The sequence below is a fragment of the Adhaeribacter sp. genome (assembly GCF_057359045.1).
Map to the genome: position 1 here is coordinate 24,579 of NZ_JBMQUD010000113.1, position 26,035 is coordinate 50,613.

At 41.7% G+C, this 26,035-nt stretch carries 22 protein-coding genes and 1 tRNA gene; 16 read left to right on the forward strand and 7 right to left on the reverse strand.

The features are described 5' to 3' along the window. Nucleotides 1-6 precede the first annotated feature (6 nt). From ACO1R6_RS17085 to uraH, 12 genes are all read left to right on the forward strand, one after another. Nucleotides 7-2,436, forward strand: a complete 2,430-nt coding sequence (locus ACO1R6_RS17085; RefSeq protein WP_486266220.1) for a TonB-dependent receptor — start codon at nt 7-9, stop codon at nt 2,434-2,436. Nucleotides 2,437-2,853: 417 nt separating this feature from the next. After that, a complete protein-coding gene (locus ACO1R6_RS17090) occupies nt 2,854-3,684 on the forward strand; it encodes a hypothetical protein (RefSeq protein WP_486266221.1) in 831 nt (276 codons plus the stop codon). Nucleotides 3,685-4,397: 713 nt separating this feature from the next. Further along, nucleotides 4,398-4,880 (forward strand): hypothetical protein, encoded by a 483-nt coding sequence (locus tag ACO1R6_RS17095; RefSeq protein WP_486266222.1) that lies wholly within the window; start codon nt 4,398-4,400, stop codon nt 4,878-4,880. A 232-nt stretch (nt 4,881-5,112) separates the two neighbouring features. Then, nucleotides 5,113-5,385, forward strand: a complete 273-nt coding sequence (locus ACO1R6_RS17100) for a DUF6970 domain-containing protein (RefSeq protein WP_486266260.1) — start codon at nt 5,113-5,115, stop codon at nt 5,383-5,385. 146 nt (nt 5,386-5,531) lie between these two features. Continuing rightward, nucleotides 5,532-6,005: a hypothetical protein gene (locus tag ACO1R6_RS17105; protein WP_486266223.1), complete on the forward strand. Its 474-nt coding sequence runs from the start codon at nt 5,532-5,534 to the stop codon at nt 6,003-6,005. A gap of 714 nt (nt 6,006-6,719) precedes the next feature. Next, complete coding sequence (locus ACO1R6_RS17110) at nt 6,720-7,379, forward strand: hypothetical protein (RefSeq protein ID WP_486266224.1); 660 nt, start codon at nt 6,720-6,722, stop codon at nt 7,377-7,379. Nucleotides 7,380-7,446: 67 nt separating this feature from the next. Further along, complete coding sequence (locus ACO1R6_RS17115) at nt 7,447-7,875, forward strand: hypothetical protein (RefSeq protein WP_486266225.1); 429 nt, start codon at nt 7,447-7,449, stop codon at nt 7,873-7,875. A 267-nt stretch (nt 7,876-8,142) separates the two neighbouring features. Next, nucleotides 8,143-9,180 carry a TQO small subunit DoxD gene (locus ACO1R6_RS17120; protein WP_486266226.1) on the forward strand — a complete coding sequence of 346 codons (1,038 nt, stop codon included), beginning with the start codon at nt 8,143-8,145 and terminating at the stop codon, nt 9,178-9,180. A gap of 20 nt (nt 9,181-9,200) precedes the next feature. Beyond that, nucleotides 9,201-9,623, forward strand: coding sequence for a sulfur reduction protein DsrE (locus tag ACO1R6_RS17125; protein WP_486266227.1), 423 nt, complete (start codon nt 9,201-9,203; stop codon nt 9,621-9,623). A 167-nt stretch (nt 9,624-9,790) separates the two neighbouring features. Then, on the forward strand, nt 9,791-10,360 hold the full coding sequence (locus tag ACO1R6_RS17130) for a Crp/Fnr family transcriptional regulator (protein ID WP_486266228.1): 570 nt from the start codon (nt 9,791-9,793) through the stop codon (nt 10,358-10,360). A gap of 65 nt (nt 10,361-10,425) precedes the next feature. Then, nucleotides 10,426-10,953, forward strand: a complete 528-nt coding sequence (locus tag ACO1R6_RS17135) for a heme-binding protein (RefSeq protein WP_486266230.1) — start codon at nt 10,426-10,428, stop codon at nt 10,951-10,953. 15 nt (nt 10,954-10,968) lie between these two features. Next, a complete protein-coding gene (uraH, locus tag ACO1R6_RS17140; protein WP_486266231.1) occupies nt 10,969-11,376 on the forward strand; it encodes a hydroxyisourate hydrolase in 408 nt (135 codons plus the stop codon). A 629-nt stretch (nt 11,377-12,005) separates the two neighbouring features. On the opposite strand, the gene ACO1R6_RS17145 is transcribed toward uraH, so the two are convergent. The 5 genes from ACO1R6_RS17145 to ACO1R6_RS17165 all read right to left on the reverse strand — a co-directional run bounded on the left by ACO1R6_RS17145 (nt 12,006) and on the right by ACO1R6_RS17165 (nt 17,422). After that, the gene (locus tag ACO1R6_RS17145) at nt 12,006-12,875 is read right to left on the reverse strand and encodes a sterol desaturase family protein (protein WP_486266232.1); all 870 of its coding nucleotides are present in this window, start codon (nt 12,873-12,875) and stop codon (nt 12,006-12,008) included. A gap of 16 nt (nt 12,876-12,891) precedes the next feature. Further along, nucleotides 12,892-13,863, reverse strand: a complete 972-nt coding sequence (locus ACO1R6_RS17150; RefSeq protein ID WP_486266233.1) for a redoxin domain-containing protein — start codon at nt 13,861-13,863, stop codon at nt 12,892-12,894. Between the two features lie 468 nt (nt 13,864-14,331). Then, nucleotides 14,332-14,404, reverse strand: a tRNA-Thr gene (locus ACO1R6_RS17155). Nucleotides 14,405-14,526: 122 nt separating this feature from the next. Continuing rightward, complete coding sequence (locus ACO1R6_RS17160) at nt 14,527-16,833, reverse strand: DUF349 domain-containing protein (RefSeq protein ID WP_486266234.1); 2,307 nt, start codon at nt 16,831-16,833, stop codon at nt 14,527-14,529. A 37-nt stretch (nt 16,834-16,870) separates the two neighbouring features. Beyond that, on the reverse strand, nt 16,871-17,422 hold the full coding sequence (locus ACO1R6_RS17165; RefSeq protein ID WP_486266235.1) for a YqgE/AlgH family protein: 552 nt from the start codon (nt 17,420-17,422) through the stop codon (nt 16,871-16,873). 514 nt (nt 17,423-17,936) lie between these two features. On the opposite strand from ACO1R6_RS17165, the gene pdxH reads away from it, so the two are divergent. The 3 genes from pdxH (at nt 17,937) to ACO1R6_RS17180 (ending at nt 20,561) form a co-directional block, all read left to right on the forward strand. After that, nucleotides 17,937-18,593, forward strand: a complete 657-nt coding sequence (gene pdxH, locus ACO1R6_RS17170; RefSeq protein WP_486266236.1) for a pyridoxamine 5'-phosphate oxidase — start codon at nt 17,937-17,939, stop codon at nt 18,591-18,593. A 116-nt stretch (nt 18,594-18,709) separates the two neighbouring features. Then, entirely contained in the window at nt 18,710-20,008 is a 1,299-nt protein-coding gene (locus ACO1R6_RS17175) for a DUF1015 domain-containing protein (RefSeq protein ID WP_486266237.1), read from the forward strand. Continuing rightward, nucleotides 19,974-20,561, forward strand: a complete 588-nt coding sequence (locus ACO1R6_RS17180; RefSeq protein WP_486266238.1) for a Maf family nucleotide pyrophosphatase — start codon at nt 19,974-19,976, stop codon at nt 20,559-20,561. The genes ACO1R6_RS17175 and ACO1R6_RS17180 overlap by 35 nt, the downstream gene beginning before the upstream one ends. A 515-nt stretch (nt 20,562-21,076) precedes the next feature. Here ACO1R6_RS17180 and ACO1R6_RS17185 read toward each other — a convergent pair. Continuing rightward, entirely contained in the window at nt 21,077-21,973 is an 897-nt protein-coding gene (locus ACO1R6_RS17185; protein WP_486266239.1) for an alpha/beta hydrolase fold domain-containing protein, read from the reverse strand. 532 nt (nt 21,974-22,505) lie between these two features. Between ACO1R6_RS17185 and ACO1R6_RS17190 the strand changes: the two genes are divergently transcribed. Continuing rightward, nucleotides 22,506-23,723, forward strand: coding sequence for an MFS transporter (locus ACO1R6_RS17190; RefSeq protein WP_486266240.1), 1,218 nt, complete (start codon nt 22,506-22,508; stop codon nt 23,721-23,723). A 124-nt stretch (nt 23,724-23,847) separates the two neighbouring features. On the opposite strand, the gene metG is transcribed toward ACO1R6_RS17190, so the two are convergent. After that, on the reverse strand, nt 23,848-25,884 hold the full coding sequence (gene metG / locus ACO1R6_RS17195; RefSeq protein WP_486266262.1) for a methionine--tRNA ligase: 2,037 nt from the start codon (nt 25,882-25,884) through the stop codon (nt 23,848-23,850). Nucleotides 25,885-26,035 lie beyond the last annotated feature (151 nt).

The following is a 26,035-nucleotide window of genomic DNA, read 5'->3' on the forward strand; positions in this document are numbered from 1 at the left end:
CATATAATGAAATTCTTACTTTTACTCTGCTTTTTAGTACCCGGCCTGGTGCTGGCGCAAACCGGGGTTATTACCGGTACGGTACGCGATGTAAATACCCAGGAGCCTTTGGTGGGCGTAACGGTGCAGTTAAGCAACACGCAGCTGGGCACCGTTAGCAACGAGAACGGCCGGTATCGCCTCGAAAATATTCCGTTGGGCAGCTATACGGTGCAAAGTTCTTATTTAGGTTACCAGCCGCAAAGTAAATTTAATATTAACGTTACTTCGGGTAATGCGCAAATTTTAAACTTTGAACTGGCACCGGCCGCCAGCCAATTACAAACCGTTGAGATTACCGCTGACCGGAAACAAAGCGCCGCCGTAGCCGATTTGGTAACGCCGCTTTCGGTGCAAAGTTTAAGTACCGAAGAAATTAGGAGTAACCCGGGTGGTAATTTCGATATTTCGAAGGTGGTGCAAGTGTTGCCGGGCGTGGCTTCTAACGGGGCCGGCAGCGGCAGCCGCAACGATTTAATTATCCGGGGCGGGGCTCCCAGCGAAAACGTGTATTACCTCGATGGTATTGAAATTCCCTTAATCAACCATTTTACCACGCAGGGCAGTGCGGGCGGCGCTACCGGTATTTTAAACGTGTCGTTTATCGAGGATGTAAAAGTGAGTTCGTCGGCGTTTGATGCCCGTTACGATAATGCTTTGGCTTCGGTGTTTCAGTTCCGGCAGCGCTACGGCAACCCCGAGCGTTTTTCGGGTAATGTGCGTTTGAGCGGTTCCGAATTTGCGACTACTTTTGAAGGCCCGCTTTCTGCTAAAACTACTTACCTGGTTTCGGCGAGGCGCTCGTATCTACAATTTTTATTTAAGTTGTTAGATTTACCTATCCGGCCTAATTATTGGGATTTTCAGTATAAAATAGACCATAAAATAAACGATAAAACCTCGCTTACTTTTTTGGGTGTAGGCGCCATAGATGAGTTTTCGTTTGGCGTGCCGCGCAACAGTACACCCGAAAACGAATATATTTTACGCTCCATTCCGCTAAACAACCAATGGAATTACACCACCGGCCTGGCTGTAAAACGCTTAATTAACGACGGCTACATAAACCTGGCTTTAAGCCGGAACGAATTTAATATCGATTTACAAAAATTTGCCGATGCCCAGAATACCAACGAAGGCTTGCGCACGTTAAAATCTAACTCGCGCGAAACCGAGAATAAACTGCGACTGGATGTAAATAAATTTATTAACGGCTATAAGTTTGCTTACGGCGTTTCGGGGCAGCAGGTACAATTTACGAACGATGTATTTAACGTAATCCGGCCGGAGCTGCGCGATGCCCAGGGTAATATTTCGCAACCCGGTATTACCGTAAATTACAACACTGACCTGGATTTTTTTCGGTACGGCGCGTTCGGGCAGGTTTCTAAATCAATCTTAAATAATAAACTGGGCCTTTCTTTTGGTATTCGTTCCGATATGAACTCGTTTACCCAGGATGGCCGCAACCCACTTAAAACGCTTTCGCCGCGCGGTGCTATTTCGTACGTATTATCCGATAAATGGACGTTAAATGCTTCGTCGGGTATTTATTATAAATTGCCGACCTATACCGTGCTGGGCTACCAGGAAAACGGCCAATATTTAAACAAGTCTGCCGATTATATTAAATCTACGCATTACGTGTTGGGTACCGAGTTTTTACCGCGCACCGATTTACGCTTTACCCTCGAAGGCTTTTACAAAAAATATAATAATTACCCGGTATCTATACGTGATGGTATTTCGCTGGCCAACCAGGGCGGCGATTTTGGTTCTATCGGCAACGAAGCGGTGGTTACCAATGGCCTTGGCCGGGCTTACGGTCTGGAGTTTTATTTACAGAAAAAATTAACCAAAACGGTATTTTCGGTACTTTCTTATACTTATGTAGTAAGCGAATTTGCCGGCACCAACGGGCAATATATTTCCAGTTCCTGGGATTACCGTCATTTAGTTTCGGGTTTGCTGGGTAAAAAATTGCCGAAGAATTGGGAGTTTGGCCTGAAATACCGATACGCCGGCGGCGCTCCCACTACGCCATTTGATTTAGCGGCTTCGCAACGCAATTACGGCACGTTAGGCGTAGGTATCCTGGATTATGCGCGTTTAAACTCCGACCGGCTACGGTCTTTTAACCAACTGGACGTACGCATCGATAAAAAATGGAATTTTAACCGTGTAACCTTAGATTTATTCCTGGATATGGCCAACGTACTCGCGAGTAAAACGCCCGGCTACGAACGCTACACCTTCCAGCGCAACGCCGATAACACCGGCTTCGCCACCACCGATGGCGGCCTTTTACGCGAAGACGGCAGCAACGCCATTCCTTTAATCCTGAATAACGACGACGGTAATATTGTGCCCACGCTGGGTTTTATTGTGGAGTTTTAGAGTGTATTGGGTAGTTAGTATTTGGATGTTCGAGAAGTAATATTTAAGCCTGCATTGGCTAGCTGGCGCAAATTATAGGTCTTTCGCGAGCGTCCTCGCTCGTGAAAGCTATTTTCCGGCCTCTGGCCGCTAATAATTTATATCTGTACTTACATTATTTTATACTGGCCAGAGGCCAGCGTGATAATAGACACGAGCGAAGACGCTTGCGCCATGGCACTGAGACTTTTTATCCTTAACAATGTGGATTGGGAAAAAGTATTTAAACTGGCAATCTTATCCTCGGTTAGTGCCCTTACAAAGCGAAAGAAAGTCGGTGATTAACATTATTCTTCAGGTCTGTGAGGGCACAAACCTGGATAAAGAGGACGTGGAGAAAAAAAAGCCAATTAAAAGAATACTCAAAAAGAAAGGAAGATGAAAAATATTAAGACTTTAGCTATTCTGAATTTTATATTTTTCCTGGTGCACCTGGTGCCGTCGCAGTTAACGCAGTTTAAGTTACTGAATAACCAAACCATAGGCAATGTATCAAATAAATACCCGGCTTTGTTTACGCCTACCGGGCTTACATTTTCTATCTGGGGCCTTATTTACCTGGCGCTTACCGCCTTTTGCATTTACCACTTGGTAAAAGCTTACAAAGCGGATGCCACGCACCCGGCTAACCAGGATTTAGAAAAACTCGGCTTTTTATTTATTTTGAATAATTTGGCCACCGGCGCCTGGACGTTCGCCTGGGTTTATGAACAGTTAATTCTCTCCGTGGTTTTAATATTGCTTCAGTTAATAACCTTAATCTTAATGCATGTGCGGCTGCGGATTTTTGCGCCGGAGCGGTCTACGGCCGCTAAATGGTTTACCCAATTTCCGCTGAGTATCTATTTCGGCTGGATTTGCATTGCCACAGTTGCTAATATTAGTTCAGCGCTCAATGGTTTGGGGTGGGATGGCTTTGGCATAAGCGGCTGCACCTGGACAGTAATAATGTTATGTGTGGCTACTTTACTCAATATCTTCCTGGTACTTAACCGGCGTAACCCGTTTATTGGTTTGGTGGGTATATGGGCTTTTTACGGCATTATTTTAAAACACCAGGATTTAAACTTACCCGAAAGCGCCAATATTATTACCACCGCCTGGATGGGTTTAGGTTTGATTGCCGTAGTTGTTTTGTATCGGTTTTATCAGAATAGCCGGGTAACCGTTATTAAGCCGGAGAATTCAGCTATATTTTATAACAGATAAAAGTATATTTCTAATATAAAGTGATTGAATAGGTTGTTTTAGAATGTCTAAATAAGAATTCCTTATAGCTCCAATGGGTTAAAATATATAAGTAAAAACTATTTACCCTTGCAAATTCTTGCTGGCCTTGTCCTTGTATAACTCAGAGACAAACAAAACGTAAGCCCAACTGGGGCAAATATTATTTTCCGGCTCCCCAATAAATACGAAAATACCTGCATATCCGGCAGAGTTGAAACCCATCTTTGAATTACACCCAAAAAAACTTTTAAGTATTTATCTGTTTAAAACAGCTTCTGGCAGAACAGTAGAGCTTTAGTGTTTGATGCAATATATTGGCTAAAACAGGTGCGTTTGTGTACTGCCGGATAGCAAAGAAAACCCTGCCTTTATAAGGTCATTATTCCGGTAAAGCAGCCGGGCCTTTACTTTAATATTTATATTCTTTTTTAATTGGCAGTTGTTGGTTAATCTAATATATTGTTAACGCTATAGCGGCTTCCACCAAAGTTGTAATAGACAAATATTTATCCTGATACAATAATGATGGAGCATATCCTGAATTTATATATACGTAACTGGCCAAGCAATTAAAGCTTTGGCTAAAAAAATAAAATACACATAATCAGCCATTTATACAGATAAGTACACTTAGAGTTATAGGTGATATAAACGTAATTATTACGTATACATAATAGTTGGCATAAATTAAAATGGAAACAATTTACTCAGACAAGAAAATTGCAGATAAACTCATTACCAATTCATTTACTTCGTTGTTTCCTGAATTGAAGCTCTTTAAATGGGATTTTATTGCTAAGGAGCCAGAAGGATATGATGAGAATAATTCCAATCATATAATTTTCAATACTTCATTGGTAGAAGATAAAATTGAGTTTGGCTTTTGCGTTAACTTTTATAGAACCCCTTTAGAAAATAGTGAGGAAAGGTCTTTAGTAATTGCCCAAAGATTTGCCAACGATTTAGATTGTAGAATCTTAGTTCCTTTCATATTACCTACTAATCCGCAAGACCCATTCTATAATTTAATTTTTGAAAAGGAAGATATTTACCTTGCAGACGATTTAGATACAAACTTTGCAGATGGAACAGATAGAAAAGTAAAAATTCTTGAAAAATTCAAACTCAGCAAATTTGAATTTGACTCGAAATGCCACTTAGTAAAGAAAGAATAACTTAAGCCAACCACACCTAAAGCACATTAAAACGTGCCTTAGCCAAGTACGTTAGGAGGTATTATTTAGAACATGCAACGTTTGGGCTAAATTAAGGGTCATAAAAACATAGAAATATTTAAATGTGTTCATGCTACAAAAATCTTATGAAAAGACTATTATTAGGTCCGCTTATTGCCCTTATTACCTTAACAGGCTGTGAAAAATTAGACATTGCTCCTGGGGTTCCAAACTGTTTAAAGAAGAAAATCAAAATTTAAATAAACAAAGTAAATGTGAAGATAGAGAACCAACGGTTAAAGCTTCTGTAGAAGAATATAAATTTCAAAACAGAACAGTATATGTCCTAAATGAAAACAATTGTAAATCTGATAGTGGGTCACAAGTTATTGATTCAGATTGTAATAATATAGGTTATTTAGGAGGATTTACTGGTAATACAAAAATAGATGGCATAGACTTCAATACAAATGCAACCCTAATCAGAGTAGTATGGAATGAATAATTTTTCATTATCCAAATATATTGGATAGAGACGACAAAACCTCCAAACCCTACCTAAAGCACATTAAAACGTGCCCTACAGCGGCCCGTTAGCTGTAAGCTGCAAGAAAACCTAATTACAAAACTGTTAATTTGAAAATATTTATTATGAAAAAATCAACTACCATTATAATATATTTAAGTACAATTTGTTTGAACTTTATATCTTGTTCAAAAGATGATAATGAAACTGTACTTTCAGAAGGAACACCGCTAACACAAATCCCTTTGTCAGTTAAAGATGCTAACAGTATTGACTTACTAAATCCCAATAATAGAGTGCATTTTTCGGAAGAAAATATTTCTTTTGAACAGATACGGAACAATGGGAATATATTAGACGCAGATGCCAAAATAATAAAACAACCAAATAGCGGATTATACCTATTACTGTTAAAAACAAATTTAAACGTGATTAATAATAAATCAAAAACTGTTATTCACTGGAATGATAACTTGTCAGACACTTTAGAAATCGAATTTTTTGAAAATTTATACAAAATAAAAAAGGTCTCTGCAAATGATAGTCCAATATGGCATCATCTGCAAGCAAGTAGCTTACCCCCAACTATATTGAAATAAGCAATAATTTGAAAGAGAAGCCTACAGCTAACATGGTATTGCCAAAAGTGGAGCTGAACGACTTCGATTGGGCATTTGTACAAGGTTCAACATTCGTTCTTCTGATTGAGCTTTAGTGCTAAAAATCCCCGTCTTCGGCAATACCCGAACTGTTAGGCTACATTAATAGAAAAAGGAATGGTAAAATATCTTGTCTTCCTGATAAGTTCGGTAGCCATTCTTGGTTGCGCCAATAAAAGACCGCTTATTAAGTGTGCTGATTTAAATAAAATTTCCGCAGATACATCTTATTACTTCAGCAACCGAAAATATGAAGGGTTCATTTTCCCAATGGATTATGACCCTATATTTGAGATTGGACAAGGAAGATACACACCAACATTCAGTCAAATAAATAGCGCCGAAAAATTCTCCAGGAAAAGGGAAAGAAATATGGTTTTCCCTATAAAAGACAATATATTGGAAGCATTACTCCAACAGGCGACACTTTAATGAATATAAGGTTAATGAAAAGTGGCTTCAGAGAAGAGTGCTTTGATGGAATAGTTGCAATTGGCTTTCATGGGCGGTATGAAAAGAAGCAGAGTACTAAGACCGTTAATCTTTCTGCAGGAAAAATAGAAAAATAACGTAACCTAATAAGGTGCATAAGCCATGCCACGGCCGACGGCCTAGCACGTTGTTTACACGAGACCGTTAGGCTTAAGTTAAAATATGAAGGTCGAATTGATCCCTGTAATAGAGATTGGGTATAATAATCAGGGCGTTGTTGCACCTGAAAAGTATCCGTATTGGGAAAATTCAGAGATCTGGGACAAGTACCATGAAGAATCTTATCTAAAAGCTGGTTTCAAAGATAGATTAATCCCTTACTTGCCCGGCTCTTCTCTATATAGAATTTGCGATGTTTCTGACAGCAATTTAACCAAGCTAGTTAAAGACCATACCCAGGACCTTAGGGAAGGCAAGTATGACAGGTCGCAAGCCAGCGCATTATTTGGCGGTTATGTTTTAAAAATTAACGGACAAGAGAAGTTCTTCCCTCAATGCTGCGGAGATTTGGCTGACATTGATTATTGGGAAAGGATATCCAAAGGCAACCAATCTTACTATGAGGGACACCCAGCACCGCAGATAGAATTTGCCCAAAATATGGTAACACTGGATTTCTCCGTTGAGGAGTTTGACGAGCCGATTCAGCCGACTCCTCCTGAAGCGAGATTAACAATTGATTTGCAGGAATTAGGGAACGCTGTAGAAAAGACGAAAGCTGAGTTGTTGGAGTTTGGCAAACGACTCCAGAAAATAAACCAAGAAGAAAAGTTAGAAACCCAGACTATTGACAGGCTGTTAATTTGGGGAAATGCTAATTAGAATAAAAAAACCTAAGCCCAAGGGTCCCATGTAAACGGCGGCCGATGCTGACGTTTACACGGGACCATTGGGCATAACCGCAATAACCATCCTAAAAAATCGTTTACAAAAAATGAACAGTAAGGGTCAGTACAAAGTGAAAAGCAATTTACCAGTTCTGGTAATATTGTCCCTGCTGACTTTATTATCGTCATGTTCGGTAAGAAAATCCATTCAGGCCCGGCTGGAAATTCCTATTACCAAGCAACTCAGTCCTTCTAAAACAACCTTAACCGCTGAGCAGCTTTGTACCGATGCAGTTAACGACCTGCTCTTTAATCAAACAAAGAAGACTGGTTTTGAACCCCCAATTAGTTTTTTAACGCCCTTATTGCCCCTTTATCTTTTCACTGCAGGCATAATAGCGCAGCAGAGCGCTTTTATTGGCATGAGCCGGGGTGTTTCAGATAAAGTTCCTCTCTACATTTTATACAAAAACATGAAGCTCTGGGTGTAGGATAGATTTATTTCTATTTTTAGAATCCCTTTGGTATTTTCTTTTAGGCACACGGCGCTTATCTGGCGCAGGCATTGTTATGCGCTTTTTTTAAAGCTGTTTTTAATAAAACAAGCCTACTACAGTAATACAAGAAGCGCCTTCCCCTGCTGTGCGCCAGCATCCCGTTGTGCTAGCATTTCCGGGAATACCAAACAAGTTCTCTCCTAGTCCCATCTTTCAACAGCTTTTTACTAATTAATAGGCTTTCCGTTTGCGTATAAAAAAATGAAAAACGATATAGTTAATGCTGACATACAGCCCTACTACCTGGCTGGCCTGTTCACCCTTGCCCTACGGTTTGTAGTAGGTTGGACATACTTTTCCGCCTTTTGGCGAAGGTTAATCCTTGAGAATAAATTAGACCCGGAAGCGGCGGGTTATATCGGCGAAAAATTCAACCATTTCCTTCCGAATGCCTTGGGTATAAAACCCATGATTGAATACTTGGTTACCAACCCTGACAGCCTCTGGATGGCCATGGCAATTTTTACCATTATAGAGGGCGTGGTGGGGCTCCTGTTTATGCTCGGTTTTTTGACCAGGCTTATGAGCATAGGGGTTTTTGGCCTGGCTATGGGTATTTTACTGGGTGCCGGCTGGCTGGGCACCACTTGCCTTGACGAATGGCAGATAGGGGTGCTGGGCATTGCCGCCGGTTTCACTATTTATTTTTCAGGCAGCGGCACGTATTCCCTTGACCATTGGCTAGCCAATAGAAACGCCAGAATCACCCACGGTAGATGGTTCAGGTGGACGGCATCGGGCGTATTGCCCCTCTCTTCCAAGCTACTGCCCAAGGTGGTGCTGGCGGGCTCATTGGGTATCTTGTTTCTGACGCTGTTTACCAACCAGTACTTCCACGGGGGCGTTTGGGGTACGCTGCACAACAAATCTGTTAAACCCCAAATTAAAATTTCCCAGGCAACGCTAACCAACGGCCAACTTTCATTTGAGGTGTACAGGATAGAGGGAGCTGATGTGTACGGTTCCTTTCTGATTGGTGTCCGACTGGACAACGAAGCAGGCACATCTGTATTGGAACTAAAAGGAGAAGACCTGGCAAACTTCCCGGCTACCGACATAAAGAACGTTTATGTAGCCAAGGTGAAACCCGGTGCGCATAGTCTCATTATTCCCCTGGGAGCGAAAGCAACCCTAACGATGAAGCAAGCCCCACTGGCCAACCTGCCAGGCGGAAAGTACACGTTGACCCTAATCGATATTAGCGGTGCCCAATGGACTAGTAGCCTAACGAACGAATGAGTAACCAAAAACTTAAGAAAATGAAAGCATATATTAAAATAGCGGCTCTTCTTCTGCTGGTGGCTTGTGCCACAAAGTCGTTCTCCCAGACCACAAAGACGCCTGGAAAGAGAAATTATGTGGTCATCACCAGCAATCTTGCTCAACTTAAACCCATAGTAGAGGCAGCCCACCTGTTGGCCCAAGAAGACGGGAATCTCTTTGGCGATTTCCAGGTCATTGTCTGCGGGAAAACGGTGACTGACCTCGCGCAGAAAGATACAAGTGAACCATTGATGGCCCTGGCCGAGAAAGCTGGCGTAAAAGTACTAGCCTGTGGTTTTTCACTGAAGGCGTTCCAGGTAAACCACGAGACCCTCCCCAAAGGAATGGGCGTGGTGGAGAATGGTTTGTTCCATAACTTTCAACTTCAGAAAAAAGGGTATTTTAGTATAGACTTATAGCAAAGGCTGTGCCCACCCAATATAAGTGTAATGCGGGGTAATCACGTTAAGGAAGAACTTCCGCTTTCAAAAACGTTAATACCAATGGAAGTTCTTTCGGACTAAATCCCGTATTACACTTATACTAAAATGTCAGGCTATATTCTCAGTAAAGAACCTCAGAAAACGTGTATTCCATTCTTAAAGAATTTATAAAAAATAAAACGGATGTTGATGACAAAACACTTAAGGAAATCTTATGCTGCTTTAGATTACTAAAAACTAAAAGAAACGAAATACTGTTAAACTATGACCAAGTTTGCAAGCATTACTATTTCATAAATAAAGGTTGTATTCGTTTATTTACTACCAACATAGACGGCCACGAAAATTCACGCTATTTTGCTTTTGAGGGCAATTTTGTAACTGCTTTACCCAGCTTTATTGACCAGCAACCGGCCGAGGAGTATATGCAAACAATAGAAAAATCCGAATTACTTTATATTACCCGAACTGATTTTTATAATTTAACCAAAACAATACCGCAATTTGCCAGGATTTACACCGAAATTTTAGAGCTTGGTTTTATAATAGCTCAAAAAAGAATTTATGGCTTTCAGGGTTTTGATGCCTTAACTAAAGTAAAATGGATAGTTAAACATCAACCACAACTGTTGCGGCGGGTATCCAATAAAATGGTGGCTTCTTATCTGGGTATTTCTCCCTCTACGTTAAGCAGGATAAAATCGAAGTTGTAAAAACGTTGATCTAGGGCAACATTCTTGGTTTATACAATACTTAACTTTGCCGAAACAAGTACGGTATGAAACTCCTATCCTTATTTTTTCTGCTCAGTTCAACAATATGTTTTGGTCAGACCAATATTAAAATTGAAAACGCGCCTTTGCCAATTGGTAATTACGTTAGGCCTGTTAATAGTTTAACCTTAGAAGCGGCATTAGAGCTGACTAAGCGGGTTACGAAAGCGGCCTCATCATTAAACAAAACGGTTTCCATAGCTGTTTTAGATGCCTCCGGAACTACTATTTTAATGGTTCGGGGAGATGGTGTTGGGCCACATAATACGGAAGCCGCAAGAAGGAAAGCTTATACAGCTTTATCTACAAAAACACCTACCCTGTTATTACTCAGAAATGCAGAAGCAAACTCAGATACAAAAAACTTAAATACCCTTCCGGAGTTGTTGTTACTGAGCGGTGGGGTTCCGGTTTGGTTCAAAAACGAAATAATTGGCAGCGTAGGCGTTGCCGGTGGCGGCAGTCCCGAAAAAGATGATTTAATAGCTAAATCGGCAGCTATAGCTGAACTTGGCATTACCACTACAAAATAATCAAACTTATATAAAATGAAAAAGCTAATTTTCGCAATCCTGTTCACAGTTTTATCATTGAGCGGTATGGCTCAAAAAGCAAGCTATCAGCTATCAAGTCATATTCTGGATGTTGCAAAAGGCACACCAGCGAGTGGGGTTAACATCAAACTGGAGAAATACAATGAACAGTCGAAAGGGTGGACTTTTATTGATGAAAAAACCACGGATAAAAACGGTAGGATTACAGATTTCTTAAATTCGGAAAAATCTAATCTGGGTATCTATAAATTAACGTATTATACCAGCAGTTATTTCAAAAAAAGCAATACAGAAAGTTTTTATCCTTTTATTGAAGTAGTATTCCAAATTAAAGACAATAGTCATTACCATGTACCTATAACACTTTCTGCGTTTGGGTATTCTACTTATAGAGGTAACTAATCGTGAAGGCCAGGAGAAAACATCACCTAATAGCCGCTAGCTATAGAATAATATAACTAAATGCTAACAAGGCGAACGACTTAGGCCTTAATTATACTTTGCTCGTTTTATATCTATTTATATCAGAAATAGGTACTAAAGATAATACAAATAGTATTGGGAGGTTTCCCTACCACAATGAAAATTAAGTAAAAAACAGATAAGCCCGGCAGGTTTAAAAAACCTGCCGGGCTTATCTGTTAGGGAGAGTTCATTTTACTATCTGGTATAAATAGCTTTAAATAAAATAAAGAATATTTATCAGTTCATTATCCTTTTAGAGCCTGTTTAAATTCAGTAAAAATCAGTGTCCCCCCGTTATTCTAAAAGAATCTTACTTAAGAGCAACCAGTTAGATTCCTGCGGAATGACGGTGGTTAAGAGAATTAAATAGCTATTTTATACCTCCTTGTTAATATGCTCATAAAATTTAAACCTGATCTAAATTATTGCCAACGCATGTAAACAAATGTACGCCAAATTGTACAAGCCCACCCTCCAATTTTAAGCTCAACCAAAATCAGAATATTTTCGCGCTTCCGCAGCTTAGCCGTGAGATGTATATTTATCGCTGGTAGTAAAATTTAGATTTACTTTTTCTGTTTAAATGGGTGCGTTTGCTGCGCCAGAAAAGAATCCGGGTACTGCTCTACATCTTCAAAACCTAAGGCAATGTCGCGGCCATCGGTGGGCACGTAAGCCGTCCGGAATAAATAATCCCAGATACTCAGGCTTATGCCGTAATTGGCGCCGTAACGGTGCGGCATTTGTTTGGCGTGGTGCCAGATATGCATTTGTGGATTGTTAAATAAATACCGGAATGGGCCCAGGGGCAACCGCAGATTAGAATGGTTAAAATGCCCAATGGCCGTGGCAAAAATATGGACAATAAAAAAATCCTGAATACCAAAACCAATCATGGCCAGCGGAATATATTCTAACGTGCGGTACACAACGGTTTCCATCCAATGAAAACGCAGGTGCGCGGCAAAGCCCATTTGCTGCACCGAGTGGTGCACTTTATGAAACTCCCACAAAAAATTTACGCGGTGCAGGAGCCGGTGTACATTCCATTGAATAAAATCCCGTAAGATAAATAAAGTAAGCAACTGCGCCCACACCGGCCAGGACTGAATCTCGAAAGCTACAATATTTTTCAGGCCAAATAATCCTAATAAATCGTTAAAAGCCTGCACCCCAATATTGGAAATGGCATTAAAGCCTATTAAAGAAAACAGAAAAAAATTGAAGAACATGTAAAAGCCATCGAGCCAGAAATCTTGCCGGATTTTAGCTTGATGTTGCCGCCAGGGCAAAATTATTTCCAGCGACCAAAAAAACAAGGAAATGCCCAACAGCCAATAAAAGTAATTGCCCCAACTAGGTTGTAATATTTCCTGCAACAGGTAATTACCATAACCAGTAAAAGAGTTAATAAAAAGCTCCAGGTACTTTTCCATTAGCCAACCGCATTTTTTACCGGCTAACCGGTATACCTTGTTTTTCCAGAGCCGGAAAACCTTCGTTTACATTAATTATTTTTTTAAATCCCATTTGCTGCATCAGCTTGGAGGCTTTGCTACTCCGCCCTCCTACCGCACAATACACCAGGTAAGTTTTATTCTTATCTAAGCGGGCAAGTTTATCCGCAAAATTGGCGCCGTTAAAATCCAGGTTCATTGCTGCTGCTAAATGTCCGCCGGCATACTCTTGTAGGGTACGTACATCCAAAATTAAGGTATTGGGCTGTTGCTGCAACAAGGCTTTAGCTTCGCGGCTGTTCACAGACTGCAGACTTACCACTTGGTTTTGGGATGAACTTTTATCTCGTTGCGCCAGGTTTTGTAAAAGGTCGCGGAACTCCTGGTTATCGTAATTGGCCATACCTTCCTGGCGGGTCATTATTTCTCCTGCCGGGGAGATAACCAAAGTAGTAGGAATAACGGTGCTTTCGTAAACTGGTGGTACCGGGCCATTGGGGGTATAAACCGGAAATGTAAATGCCTTTTTCTGAATAAATTTTTGCGCTTTAGTTGGCTCCTTATCCAACGAAACCATAACAAAAGCAATATTATTAGATTTTACTTTTTCGTAGAGGCTTTGGATGTTCGGCATTTCGGCAATACACGGCGGGCACCAGGTTGCCCAGAAATTTAAAAAAACCACTTTGCCCCGCAACGACTCCATCGAAACTTCTTCGCCGGTTAAAGAACGTAAACTAAAATTATAATCGGCCAAGTTTAGATTTACAGCTGTCCGTTCTTCTGCTGAGCTTGTATTTTCGGCCAGAGGTTCTACCTCTGGTTTTATTAAACCGGTAGCCAGTATTATTCTTTGGACCTGCCCTATAACTTCGGTGTGCAACCCGGTAAGGTACAATCCGGCAAATACAATTAGTATCAGCAGCCAGCCGGGCACGCGCCCGAATATTTGAATGATTTTATTCATTTAATAGCTTAATTAACTTAAACGGGCCGGTTTACTTGTATCCCCGCTAATCTGTTATTTTTAGTTTAAATAATGCTTACAGTAGAGCATATATAATTTAAAACTAATCTTCGCCTAATTAAATTTAAATTAATAAAGCAATTTTTCAAAAAAACACCCAAGTTACGGCCCCAACACTGCATAAAGTTACTATAATAATAGCACCAGTACCCATTTGCATAAATAACAATCCCGGGCAAGCACTTATAAAAAGCTCAGAAAAAACAGTATAACACCATATTCCTAGTCTTTGTTAAACTTTCCGGCTGATTTTTGATTCGTTCACCAATCTTGTGTAATCAGGCAAACTGCTAATATAACAAACGTAATTGCAGAACAAATTACGGCTCAAGCTAAAATGTATAGCACAATGTTTATCAAATAAAAAAACCACTTACAGCTTTTACGCTATAAGTGGTTTTTTAAGAGAGCCCCCAGCCGGGATCGAACCAGCGACCTACTGATTACAAGTCAGTTGCTCTACCAGCTGAGCTATGGAGGCGAACCTGGTGTGCTTTATTTCTAAAGCGGTAGCAAAATTAGTACTTAGTTTTAATTTTGCAAACCTCATACTAACCTAATTTGAATATTTTCTTTAATTACTTGATTATCAAAAATAAAAAATCAGGCATTCCGGATTAAATATAACTGCCGCTGCAATTGCTGAATCCGGTGGTCGGCTTCGGCTATGCGGGAATTATATTCTTCGCGCAATTTTTCGGCATTTTTAGAACGGCCAAAAAACTCAATATTTGTTTTCAGCGTCCGGATATCATTTTCCAATTGCCCGATATCACGCTTAATGGCCTGTTCTTTCTGGTGAATACGGTTATGAGCATCCGGACCATTTTTCAGGCGGGTAACCTGCAGTTGGGCGGCCAAATTATCTTTTTCATCGGTTGATAAATCGGTAATTGAGGCCACGTACTTCTGGAGTAAATCAAAGTAACGGTCATCGGTTTTTCCCGAAAATTTGGTTACTGGCAAAGCCAGATAATTATCCCGTAATTGTTCAAACTCGGCTACAGTACCGGGATCGGTGTTAATGGTGGTCATCCGGGTGGCCAGTTGCTCGTAATAGTTATTTTTAACATTAGAGGCCTGGTTTAACTCGGCTTCCCGTTGGGTAACCTGGTTTTGTTTCCGGTCGAAAAATTCGTTACAAGCCGCCCGGAATCTTTGCCATAATTTTTCGGAATATTTATCGGGCACCCGGCCAATAGTTTTCCATTTTTTCTGCAGCTGAATTAACTTTTCTTTTGTTTCGTCCCAATCTGTGCTATCCTTTAAACTCTCCGCTTGCTCGCATAACTCGGTTTTAAGCCGCAGGTTTTGCATTTTCTGCTCGTCCAGGTTTTTAAAGAAAGCATTTTTATGGTTAAAAAAAGCTTTGTAACTGCTCCAGAAACGCTTGTTTATTTCGTCGGCCCGTTCTTTGGGCACTAAACCAATGGCATCCCACTCTTCTTTCAGTTTCTGAATTTCGTCGGTTTTATCGCGCCAATCGTTTATGCGGTCGGTCTGAAAACTCTGGTAAGGCTCCATCCGGAAAAGCAATTCCGATTTTTTTACCAGGTTCTCCTGCTCTACCGATTTGCGCGCCGAAATAAATTCTTTTTTTCGCGCGTGTATTTTTTCCGAAGCTTGAATAAAGCGCTCCCAAATGCTGTCTCGGTGTTCGTTGGGTACCGGACCTACGTGTTTCCATTCTTCGTGTAAATTCCGGAGTTCCTGCAGTGCCTGGTTTATAGATGGTTGTTCTATTAAGCTTTCGGCCCGCTCGCAGAGTTGTAACTTATGCTGCAAATTGCGCCGGCGATCCAGTTCTTTTAACTCGTAAAAAATGCTGCGGTTATTGTAAAAAATATCCAGCAACGCGTGGTACGAATTCCACAATTGCTTTGACTCGGCGGCCGGGACCGGGCCAAGGGCCTTCCACTCTGATTGAATTTGTTTTATTTTGTCGCCGCTGCTTTTGGTTTCCGGCGATTCTACCAACTCGCGCAACTGGTCTAATAATTCTTGCTTGCGCTGGGCATTTTTTACTTTTTGTTCTTCGTCCTGGCGCTGTTCGCGGCTTCTTAATTCCCGAAACTGCTGAAAAGCTCTTTCAACTTCTGCGTGTTCAGCACCTGGCCGGTACTCAAAATCATCGGCGGCACCGCCCTCGCCTACAAACCGGTTTAAGGCTTCGTGCCGGTCTTCGGCCAGCTTGGTTTCGTAGGTACGATAAAGCTCGAATATTTCGCGGCTTTGTTGCCGTGATGCATTTTTAAGCACCTGGCGTAGCTGGTGGCGCAGTTCTTCGGTAGATAAAGTACTATAATCCGTTTCGGGCAGTAGTTCCTCGTGGTGTTCATCTTCTAAAGGAATATCTTTGGCCAAAGCAGCAGAATTTTCCTCGGGTATTGAGGTAGCTGGTACTGGTACCACACTGGTGGCTGCTTCCGGATTGCTGGTGGTCACTTCTTCGGTATTCATGCCCAGCGGATCGGTTATTACCCCGGCCGTACTCATGGCATCCGGCGAAGTAACTGCCTCAGAAGTGGACGTTGCTGATTCACCGGTATTATTTTCAGAAACAATGGTTGTTTCGGCGGTAACGTTTCCGGTGCTATCGGGGACAGAAACAGCGGCTTGCGGTTGAACTGTCTCATTAGCATTGCTTTCAGTAGCTTCGGCCTGGTCCGGTTCAGCAGCGGGCTCGGTAGTAAACTCGCCGGTAATGGGCACAATGGGGTCGGGCAGTATAACCTCGTGCATGGCTACAGCCCCACTTATTACGTTATCAGTCGTGTTTGCCTCTTCTGCAGACTGGGGCTGATCTTCATTTTTCCGGGCATTTATTTCGGCCAGTCTTTTTTCCAAAATACTTTGCGGATTGATTTGCTCCTCGTCATTACCCGCTGTATTATTTGTAGTGTCCACCATATGTTAAGTTTTTAGTCGGTTGTATTATCCAGCTTACTTAATTTAAGCTGGGATCGATGGGGTAATTGGCAAGTACCTTGTATTTACCGCCCATTTGTTTCAGGATTTCGCGCCAAAGCGTATCCTGGTTCAAATTAAATAAATTATTTGTGTCTTTATTGTTTACTATCCAAACATTATTTTCTATTTCGGCCTCTAACTGCCCGGCAGACCAGCCAGAATATCCTAAAAAAAACCGGATTTCATCGGCCGAAACAGAACCTATTGATAATAAATATTTTAGTTTTTCGTAATCGCCTCCCCAATATACGGAATTACCCAATGCAATGGACTCATCTAACTCGGCTAGTTGGTGAATATAGTGCAAGGTATTGTATTGCATGGGCCCGCCAATATTCAGATCCATATCAGAATTATATTGCTCAATATCTAATACATCCGAAAGTTTCAGGTTAGATTTCCGGTTTAAAACTAAGCCAAAAGTCCCCTCCTCATCGTGCCGGCATATTAAAACCACTGTTCGCTCAAAATTAGGGTCGCCCAAGAAGGGTTCGGATATCAATATACTGCCACTGCGTATCTTTTTCATTTTCAGGAAAGCTATAATTTACATGTAATTACTTTTTCAGCAGTAATTTTTAGAAAACAATTTTTACCCCGAAGTGTTTTTGTTTACCAGGTATCCAGTACACCAGCCGCGGCTCATCAGCCTTTTCTCAGATCAAAAGGTTGTATTATAAACTTGGGTAATTAAAATCTGTTCCGGGGTAAAACGTTCGGTTTAAAAACTCTTCATTTTCTAACATTACTTTTCTTCATTACGCATTTTATTATATGATTAGTATACTTATAAGTTTAGTTTTTGGGTGCTAAATTTTAAAAAGTACGTTCTGTTATGTCGCTTTTAGGCAATTTACCTATTTATGAGTAGTATTGTTTTAGATTTGAGCCACCGCTTTTTTTGTTTAAATATTCCTGAACTTCGGCTTTTAAAAACTAGTTAAAGCTATTTTTTTTGCCGTAAGGCCAGCTTAAATATTAAATAAAAAGGGGCGTTCTTACTTTGATAAACTTTTTAATTCGTACACCGGAAATTCAAAACCATGTCTGAAAAAATAAATTTAGCCGATATCCGGAAAAATTATGCCTTACAGGATTTAACCGAAGAGGCCATTTTGCCCAACCCCTTAGACCAGTTTAGTAAATGGCTGCACGAAGCCATTCAGGCGCAGGCCGAAGAACCAACGGCTATGGTACTGTCTACCGTGAACGCGGCGGGCCGACCCGCGGCCCGGGTAGTATTACTAAAAGGCTTAGAAAACGGAAAGTTTGTGTTCTATACTAATTATAACAGCCGCAAAGGCCAGGAAATTACCAGTACCGGGCAGGTAGCACTTACTTTTTTCTGGCCGGCTTTAGAACGCCAGGTTCGTGTAGAAGGAACCGTAATGCCCGTAACTGCAGATAATTCTAATGCTTATTTTGCGGTACGCCCGCGCGGCAGCCAGGTGGGCGCCTGGGCTTCTCCGCAAAGCCAGGTAATACCAAGCCGGCAAACCCTGGAAACAGCTACGGCAGATTATCTGCAAAAGTTTGGCGATAATACTCCAATTCCGCGCCCGCCGCACTGGGGCGGTTATGGTGTTACCCCCGATTATCTTGAGTTTTGGCAAGGCCGCCCCAACCGGCTGCACGATAGGTTGGCTTTTTCCCGACCAGCGGGCGCCCTTGACTGGACTTTAAACCGATTGGCACCGTAAAGCGTGATTAGGGATTTGCTTTTAGCGTCTATAATATTAAAGATTAAATAACCTTTTAAAATAAAATCTAACAGCTTAAAGCTAATGGCTAAAGGCTAAAGGCTAAAAATTAATTAATGGCAGAAATCAGACCATTTAAAGGTTGGCGCTACAATGCCGGCCTGGCTGCCCAACTAGCCGATCTTACGTCTCCTTTATTTGATGTGGTGTCGGCAAAGCAGCGCGAGGCTTTGTATAAGAACGAATATAACAGCATTCATTTATCGGTACCCACGGGACCGGCTCCCGCCGACCGGGCGGCGGCCTTGCTTGCAGAATGGAAAAATAAAGAAATAGTACAGCAAGATGTTTTACCGGCCATTTATGGTTACTACCAATATTTCAGGTTACCGGGTAGCGAGCGCGAGTATGTACGTAAAGGTTTTTTGTGCCACATAAAAGCTTATGACTGGGCCGAAAAGGTGGTGCTGCGACACGAAAATACTTTGCCCAACTCGGTAAACGACCGGTTAGAATTGCTGGAGAAAACGCAATTCCAGACCAGCCCCACCCATGGTTTATACCCCGATCCGGAATTTTTGCTTGAGCCCTACCTCGACGAAAGTATGCAATCGCCGTTGTACGAAACCGAAGATTACCAGGGTGCCCGCGATGTGCTATCGGTTATTCAGGATTTAAACGTTATTAAATTATTTATCCGGGTATTAAGCCAAAAGCAAATATTACTTGCCGATGGGCACCACCGCTACGCCAGTTCGTTGGCTTACCGCCAAAAGATGACGCAGCAGAACCCGGCGCATACTGGTCAGGAAGCGTACAATTTTCATTTTATGTACCTCACCAATTCCGAAAGCGACGATTTAAGGATTTTACCAACCCACCGGGTGCTCCGGACCATGGGTTTATCGGATGAGGAATTCTTAAACCAGTTGACGCAATATTTTGTAGTTACGCCCAAAGAAGACCCGTACGAACTAAACGAAGTAATTGCGGGTAAAAAATGGGCCTATGGGTTGTACCTGGATGGGCAAGCCTATAAGTTACGCTTAAAACCCGAAGTACACGAGCAAATAGACTGGAACATGCCAGCCATTATAAAAGAGCTGGATTTAACTGTATTGCATTTTTTTGTCTTCGAGAAAATAATTGGCATCCGGCGCGATCAGGTACGTACCTTCGGCGATTTACTATATGTCCGGAATTTTGCGCAGTGTTTGTCGCTGGTAGATTCGGGGCAAGCCCGGCTGGCACTTTTCACGAACGAAGTAACCATGCACGAAGTAAAACAGGTTTGTTACAGCGGTGCCATGATGCCCCCCAAATCTACCTTTTTTTATCCGAAAGTAATTACCGGCTTTGTATTTAGCTCTATAAACGAAAATGAATTTAAATCAGAAATTGATTCTATCTTCTAACTCGCCCCGTCGCAAAGAATTGTTGGGCAAGCTAGATGTAGCTTTTGAAGTAAAGGTTAAAGAAGTACCCGAAGATTACCCGCCTACCCTGCAGCGCGAACAGGTAGCAGAATATTTAGCCAACCACAAAGCTGAGGCTTACCGCGCAGAACTGCAGGACGAAATTATTTTAACCGCCGATACTATTGTGCTCCTGAACGGACAGGTATTAAACAAACCCACCAATATCGCCGAAGCCCACCGGATGTTAGAAATGTTATCGGGGAATGTACACGAAGTAATAACGGGTGTTTGTTTATTAAGCCGCGAAAAAAAAGATGTATTTCATGATATTACCCGGGTATGTTTTAAAGAACTGACGCCGGCAGAAATAAGTTATTATGTAGCCAAATATAAACCCTACGACAAAGCCGGTGCCTACGGTGCCCAGGAGTGGATGGGTATGATTGCCATTAACTGGATTGAAGGTTCTTACTTTAACGTAATGGGTTTACCGGTTCACAAGGTTTACGAGCGCCTTTTAAAGTTTACCGGAGCTTCTGAAAATAGCTAAAGCCGCTTTATTGCTTTTGCCAGGTGTTTTACCGGCAAGTAGTCGGATAGAAGCTAAAAGATTGGCGGTGTAACACCACCAATGGACACCGGAAGGCCGTTTTGGCTTTAGGTTTAACTTCTTTGGCTTTAGAAAAAACAAGTAACATTAATTCCATTGTTGGTGAGTTCAAAAGTCACTTTCATAATCATCTCTCTGGAAAAGCATGGACTCAGGTGATTCAAAATTACAGGCGGCGTTTATCCCGTTTAGTCATATTCTCATTTATCAAATACGTAACAACTTCTCCTGATTTTTAAAACAAGCAATAGAAAACTGAAAAGGATTGTTTCTCGCTATTTGGTTTTAGAACATGTTTAAATTTTATAAAATGATTAAAAAGAGAAATAAAAGAGCTATTTTCTTCCCTTAATAATGGCTATTCTGAAAGAATCTAACCGATTACCTGCCAGTAAAATTCTTTCGCAATGACGGGACTGGATTGATTTTCTAAATTTAAACATACCCTTAACTTCTCAATTCAATTGATTGTCAAGAAAATTCAAAACTTTATTTCTAACTTCATCCGTATCGAACATCACCCCAAAATGCGGCGCGTCTTTTACAATAACCAATTCATGCTGTACCCCAGCCAGTCTTAACCATGCACTTAGTAATTGGGATTGCTTAACAGAGACCAGGTCATCTTTTTCACCATGAATAATTAAAAAGGGCGGATCATTTTTATCTACATACGTAACGGGGCTGGCAGCTTTGGCCAAATCAGGGCGGGCCAGCGGGGTTGCACCAATTAAAATGCTTTCCGGTGATTTTTCGTCATTGTTTCCGGGAAATAATAGCAATTCAGCGGGTCCATAAAAATCAACAACTGCTTTAATGCTAAAAGACTTATTTGTACCGGGCATAAAAAATGCACTTACGTTATTATTTTTAGCCAGGCCCAGTAGAGCGGCCAAATGCCCCCCGGCCGAAAAGCCCATAACAGCAAAGCGCTTTTTATCGAAACCATATTTATCAGCGTTCTCATACAGAAAAGAAACGGCCCGATTGCAGTCTTGTATTTGGGCCGGAAATTTGGCCTGGGTGCTAAACCGATAATCTATTGAAGCTATGGCAAATCCGCGGCTCACCATGTCGGCCACTGTTTTTTTCATGTAACCTATATCGGCGTATTTATCATTACTTAACCAACCACCACCATGTATAAGAATTACCAAAGGCAAATTACCCTTGGCTTTAGCTGGTAAATAAATATCTAATAAGTGTTTTTGAAGATTATCGTTGTTGTAAGCCACGTTGCTGTGCAATATAGTTCCCTGAGGAAAAATATTGATAACCGGATTTGTTTGAGCAAAACCAGATATTGCAACTACAAAAAAGAGAAAGGCTAAAGAAATAATATTTTTTTTCATAAGTGGCGGTTAGGTTTTACTAGTTTGCAAAAAGTCTTTTAAAAGGTCGTACTTCTCAGGCATTACTTCACGGTAGGGGTAAAACGGCTCTACCGCAATAGTAGGAACAAAATGGTTAAGCTATGGCTAACCAAGGCTTAACAACCCATTTAGTTTGCTTTACATTAACAAAGTGCTGTTTACTGTAAGCGCTAGATTTTATATTTTACGTGTTAAACAGGTATTAATTCTACTTCGGTAATATCCTAATTTTAGTTAAGCAGGCAATAGTTACTTAGTAAAACTTTCTGAATAACCTTAAGTACCTAAAGGAGTCGTTTGATGGCAAATTTTATTCAATATTTACAGGAATTAAAACAATTATACTGGCCAAATGCCAGGCAGCACCTCCACAACTAAACTATCAAGATCAGCTAAGCCGCAGTTTCCTTTCAATTAAAATTCTGACCAGCCTCTTTGCTTAAAACTAACCTGGGTAAAAGTTATTACTTTAACTTTGCGCATCTGTTTATTTTAGCGGTGTAACTGCCCCATGAACCGTATAATTGCCCTTTACCGGAATGCCTACGGCGGTCTTTCGCAAGCTGCCTGGATGCTGGCTTTGGTTATGTTTATTAACCGGAGCGGCGCCATGGTGGTACCTTTTATGAGCGTTTACTTAACCGAGTCCTTAGGGTTTAGCTTAAAACAAGTTGGTTTGGCGCTAAGTGCTTTTGGTCTGGGGTCTATGTGTGGCTCTTTTTTAGGCGGCTGGCTCACCGATCGTATAGGTCATTTCCGGGTACAGTTTTACAGCTTAATTATTGGCGGCAGTTTGTTTTTTGTTTTACTCCAGCTTAAAACTTTTTTGCTATTTACGAGCTGCTTATTTACTATAAGCCTGGTAACCGAATGCCTGCGCCCGGCCAACTCTTCTTCGGTGGCTTTTTACGCCAACCCCGAAAATTTAACCCGGGCTTTTTCGCTGAACCGAATGGCTTTAAACCTGGGGTTTTCTATTGGTCCGGCTTTGGGTGGTTTGCTGGCTTCGCTTTCTTACCGGTGGCTGTTTATGGCCGATGGGTTTACCTGCCTTTTAGCCGGGGCTTTTTTCTATTTTTATTTTAGGGCTCGCAAAGGAAATACGCCTCAGACCAAACTTGTAATAGCCCCGAAGCAACCTGTTGTATCGGCGTACCACGACTGGCCTTTCCTGGTATTTGCTTTTTTGTGTAGTTGTTTTGCCGTGGTGTTTTTCCAGTTTCTCTCCACGTTGCCTTTGTATTACCGGCAGGTTTACCATTTACCGGAAGCAAGTATTGGGTTGTTACTAGCCCTGAATGGATTTATTGTTTTTCTGTGCGAGATGTTATTTGTTTACCTGGTGGGCCAACGCATTTCTTATACCCGATTAATTGCAGGCGGGGTATTGCTAAACGGATTTTCTTTTGTTTTACTAAATCTGGCTTTTGGTTACGGGATTTTAATGGTAGCTATGTTATTTTTAAGCCTGGCCGAAATTTTAGCCATGCCCTTTATGGCAACCATAACCGTAAACCGGTCTGCCGAACATAACCGGGGAGCTTACATGGGTTTATACTCACTCTCCTACTCTGCCGCGCATATTTTTGGCCCTTACCTGGGTACCACCATTATTTCAAATTATGGTTTTAATACCTTGTGGTGGATATTGGGCATTTTTTCGGTTTTTACAGCCATTGGTTTTATTTTAATTATTCCCCAGCTAAAATCAAGGCCGGTAGCAACTTAAATTAACTTTTAATTATTTAATCCTCCTCTAAATTATTACCGTTAGATTTGATTTAATAAAGTGAAAAAAAAGCTGCTATGGGCAATGCGCCCGTAGCAGCTTTTTTTGCACACAGAAAGTTGTATTAAGAAATACCGCTGCCGTTTTTAACAGGCTGGCCGGGTTGCACAAAAGCCAGGCTACCATCGGCATTTTCGGCCATCAAAATCATACCCTGGCTCTGAATGCCTTTTATTTCGCGGGGTGCCAGGTTTACCAGCACTGATACCTGCTGCCCGATAATATCCTGCGGCTGAAAATATTCGGCAATACCGCTTACAATGGTGCGCTGGTCCAGGCCGGTATCTATTTTCAGTTTAAGCAGTTTTTTGGTTTTAGCTACTTTCTCAGCTTCCAGAATAGTACCTACCCGAATATCCATGCGGGAAAACTCATCGAAGGTAATATTTTCTTTGGCCGGCGTTACCGCCGCATTGGCCATCTGATTTGCTTTTTTGGTATCAAGTAACTTTTGTACCTGCGCTTGTACGGTTTCGTCTTCAACCTTCTGGAACAGCAAAGCGGCTTCGCCCAACTGGTGGTCCGGTATCAGGTAATCCGGCGCGCCGGCTCCAGCCCAATTATCAGGCTGTATCTGCAACATGCGCTTTAGCTTTTCGGCGGTTTCGGGTAAAAAAGGCTCCGACAAAATACTTAAACTGGCGGCAATTTGCAGGGCAATATTTAAAATGGTTTTTACCCTGTCTTCGTCGGTTTTAATTATTTTCCAGGGTTCGGTATCAGCCAGGTATTTATTGCCCAGGCGGGCCAGGTTCATGAGTTCACTTAAGGCTTCCCGAAAACGGTAACGTTCAATTAAATCGCCAATAATGCCGGGGTACGTTTTTAATTCGTCCAGTACCATTACGTCAACGGTTTGCAACTCGGTTTTGGCCGGTATTTTCCCATCAAAATATTTATGGGTAAGCACCACCGCCCGGTTTATAAAGTTACCGAAAACAGCCAGTAACTCGTTGTTGTTGCGGGCCTGGTAATCTTTCCAGGTAAAATCATTGTCTTTGGTTTCCGGCGCGTTGGCGCACAATACGTAGCGTAGCACATCGGCTTTACCCGGAAAATCAGCTAAATATTCGTGCAGCCAAACGGCCCAGTTGCGCGAGGTAGATATTTTATCACCTTCCAGGTTTAAGAACTCATTGGCCGGTACGTTATCGGGTAAAATATAATCGCCGTGGGCTTTTAGCATTACCGGGAAAATAATGCAATGGAAAACAATATTATCCTTGCCGATAAAATGTACCAGTTTGGTTTCTTTGTCTTGCCAGTACGTTTGCCAATCGGGGGTTAAATCTTTGGTAGCCGATATATAGCCAATGGGGGCATCGAACCAAACGTACAGCACTTTGCCTTTGGCCTCGTCTAAAGGCACGGGCACCCCCCAATCTAAATCGCGGGTTACGGCGCGGGGTTGTAAACCACCATCTATCCAGGATTTACACTGGCCGTATACGTTGGCTTTCCATTCCTGGTGGCCTTCTATAATCCATTCGCGTAGCCAGTTTTCGTATTTATCCAGCGGCAAGTACCAGTGCTTGGTTTCTTTCATCACGGGCTTTTCGCCGCTGAGCATGCTCTTGGGATTAATCAGATCCGTAGCGTTCAGGCTGGTTCCGCAGTTTTCACATTGGTCGCCGTAAGCATTTTCGTTGCCGCACCGGGGGCAGGTACCCACAATGTAGCGGTCGGCCAGAAACTGCTGGTTTTTCTCGTCGTAATATTGCTGCGAGGTTTTCTCTTCAAAAATGCCTTTTTCGTAAAGATTGGTAAAAAAGCCTGAAGCGGTTTCGGCGTGGGTTTTATTTGAGGTGCGGGAATAAATATCGAACGAAATATTAAACTCCCGGAACGATTCTTTTATTATCTGGTGGTATTTATCAACTACCTGCTGTGGGGTGCTGCCTTCTTTCTGAGCCCGGATGGTAATGGGTACGCCGTGCTCATCGGAACCGCAAATAAATTTTACATCGCGGCCTTGCAAACGCAAATATCGTACGTAAATATCGGCTGGTAAATATACTCCTGCCAGGTGCCCAATATGTACCGGACCATTGGCATACGGCAAAGCCGCCGTAATGGTATAACGTTTATATGCTTCTGTCATCATGCAAATTTAAGGTCGCAAATATACGCAATTGGTCGCAGTAAAATTTAAAGATTCTAAAACCAGCTTTTACTATATTAACCCGGTATAAAGAATAAATTAATAAGTTTAAATAACCTTAATACCATTTATTTACGTTGCATTTTAATAA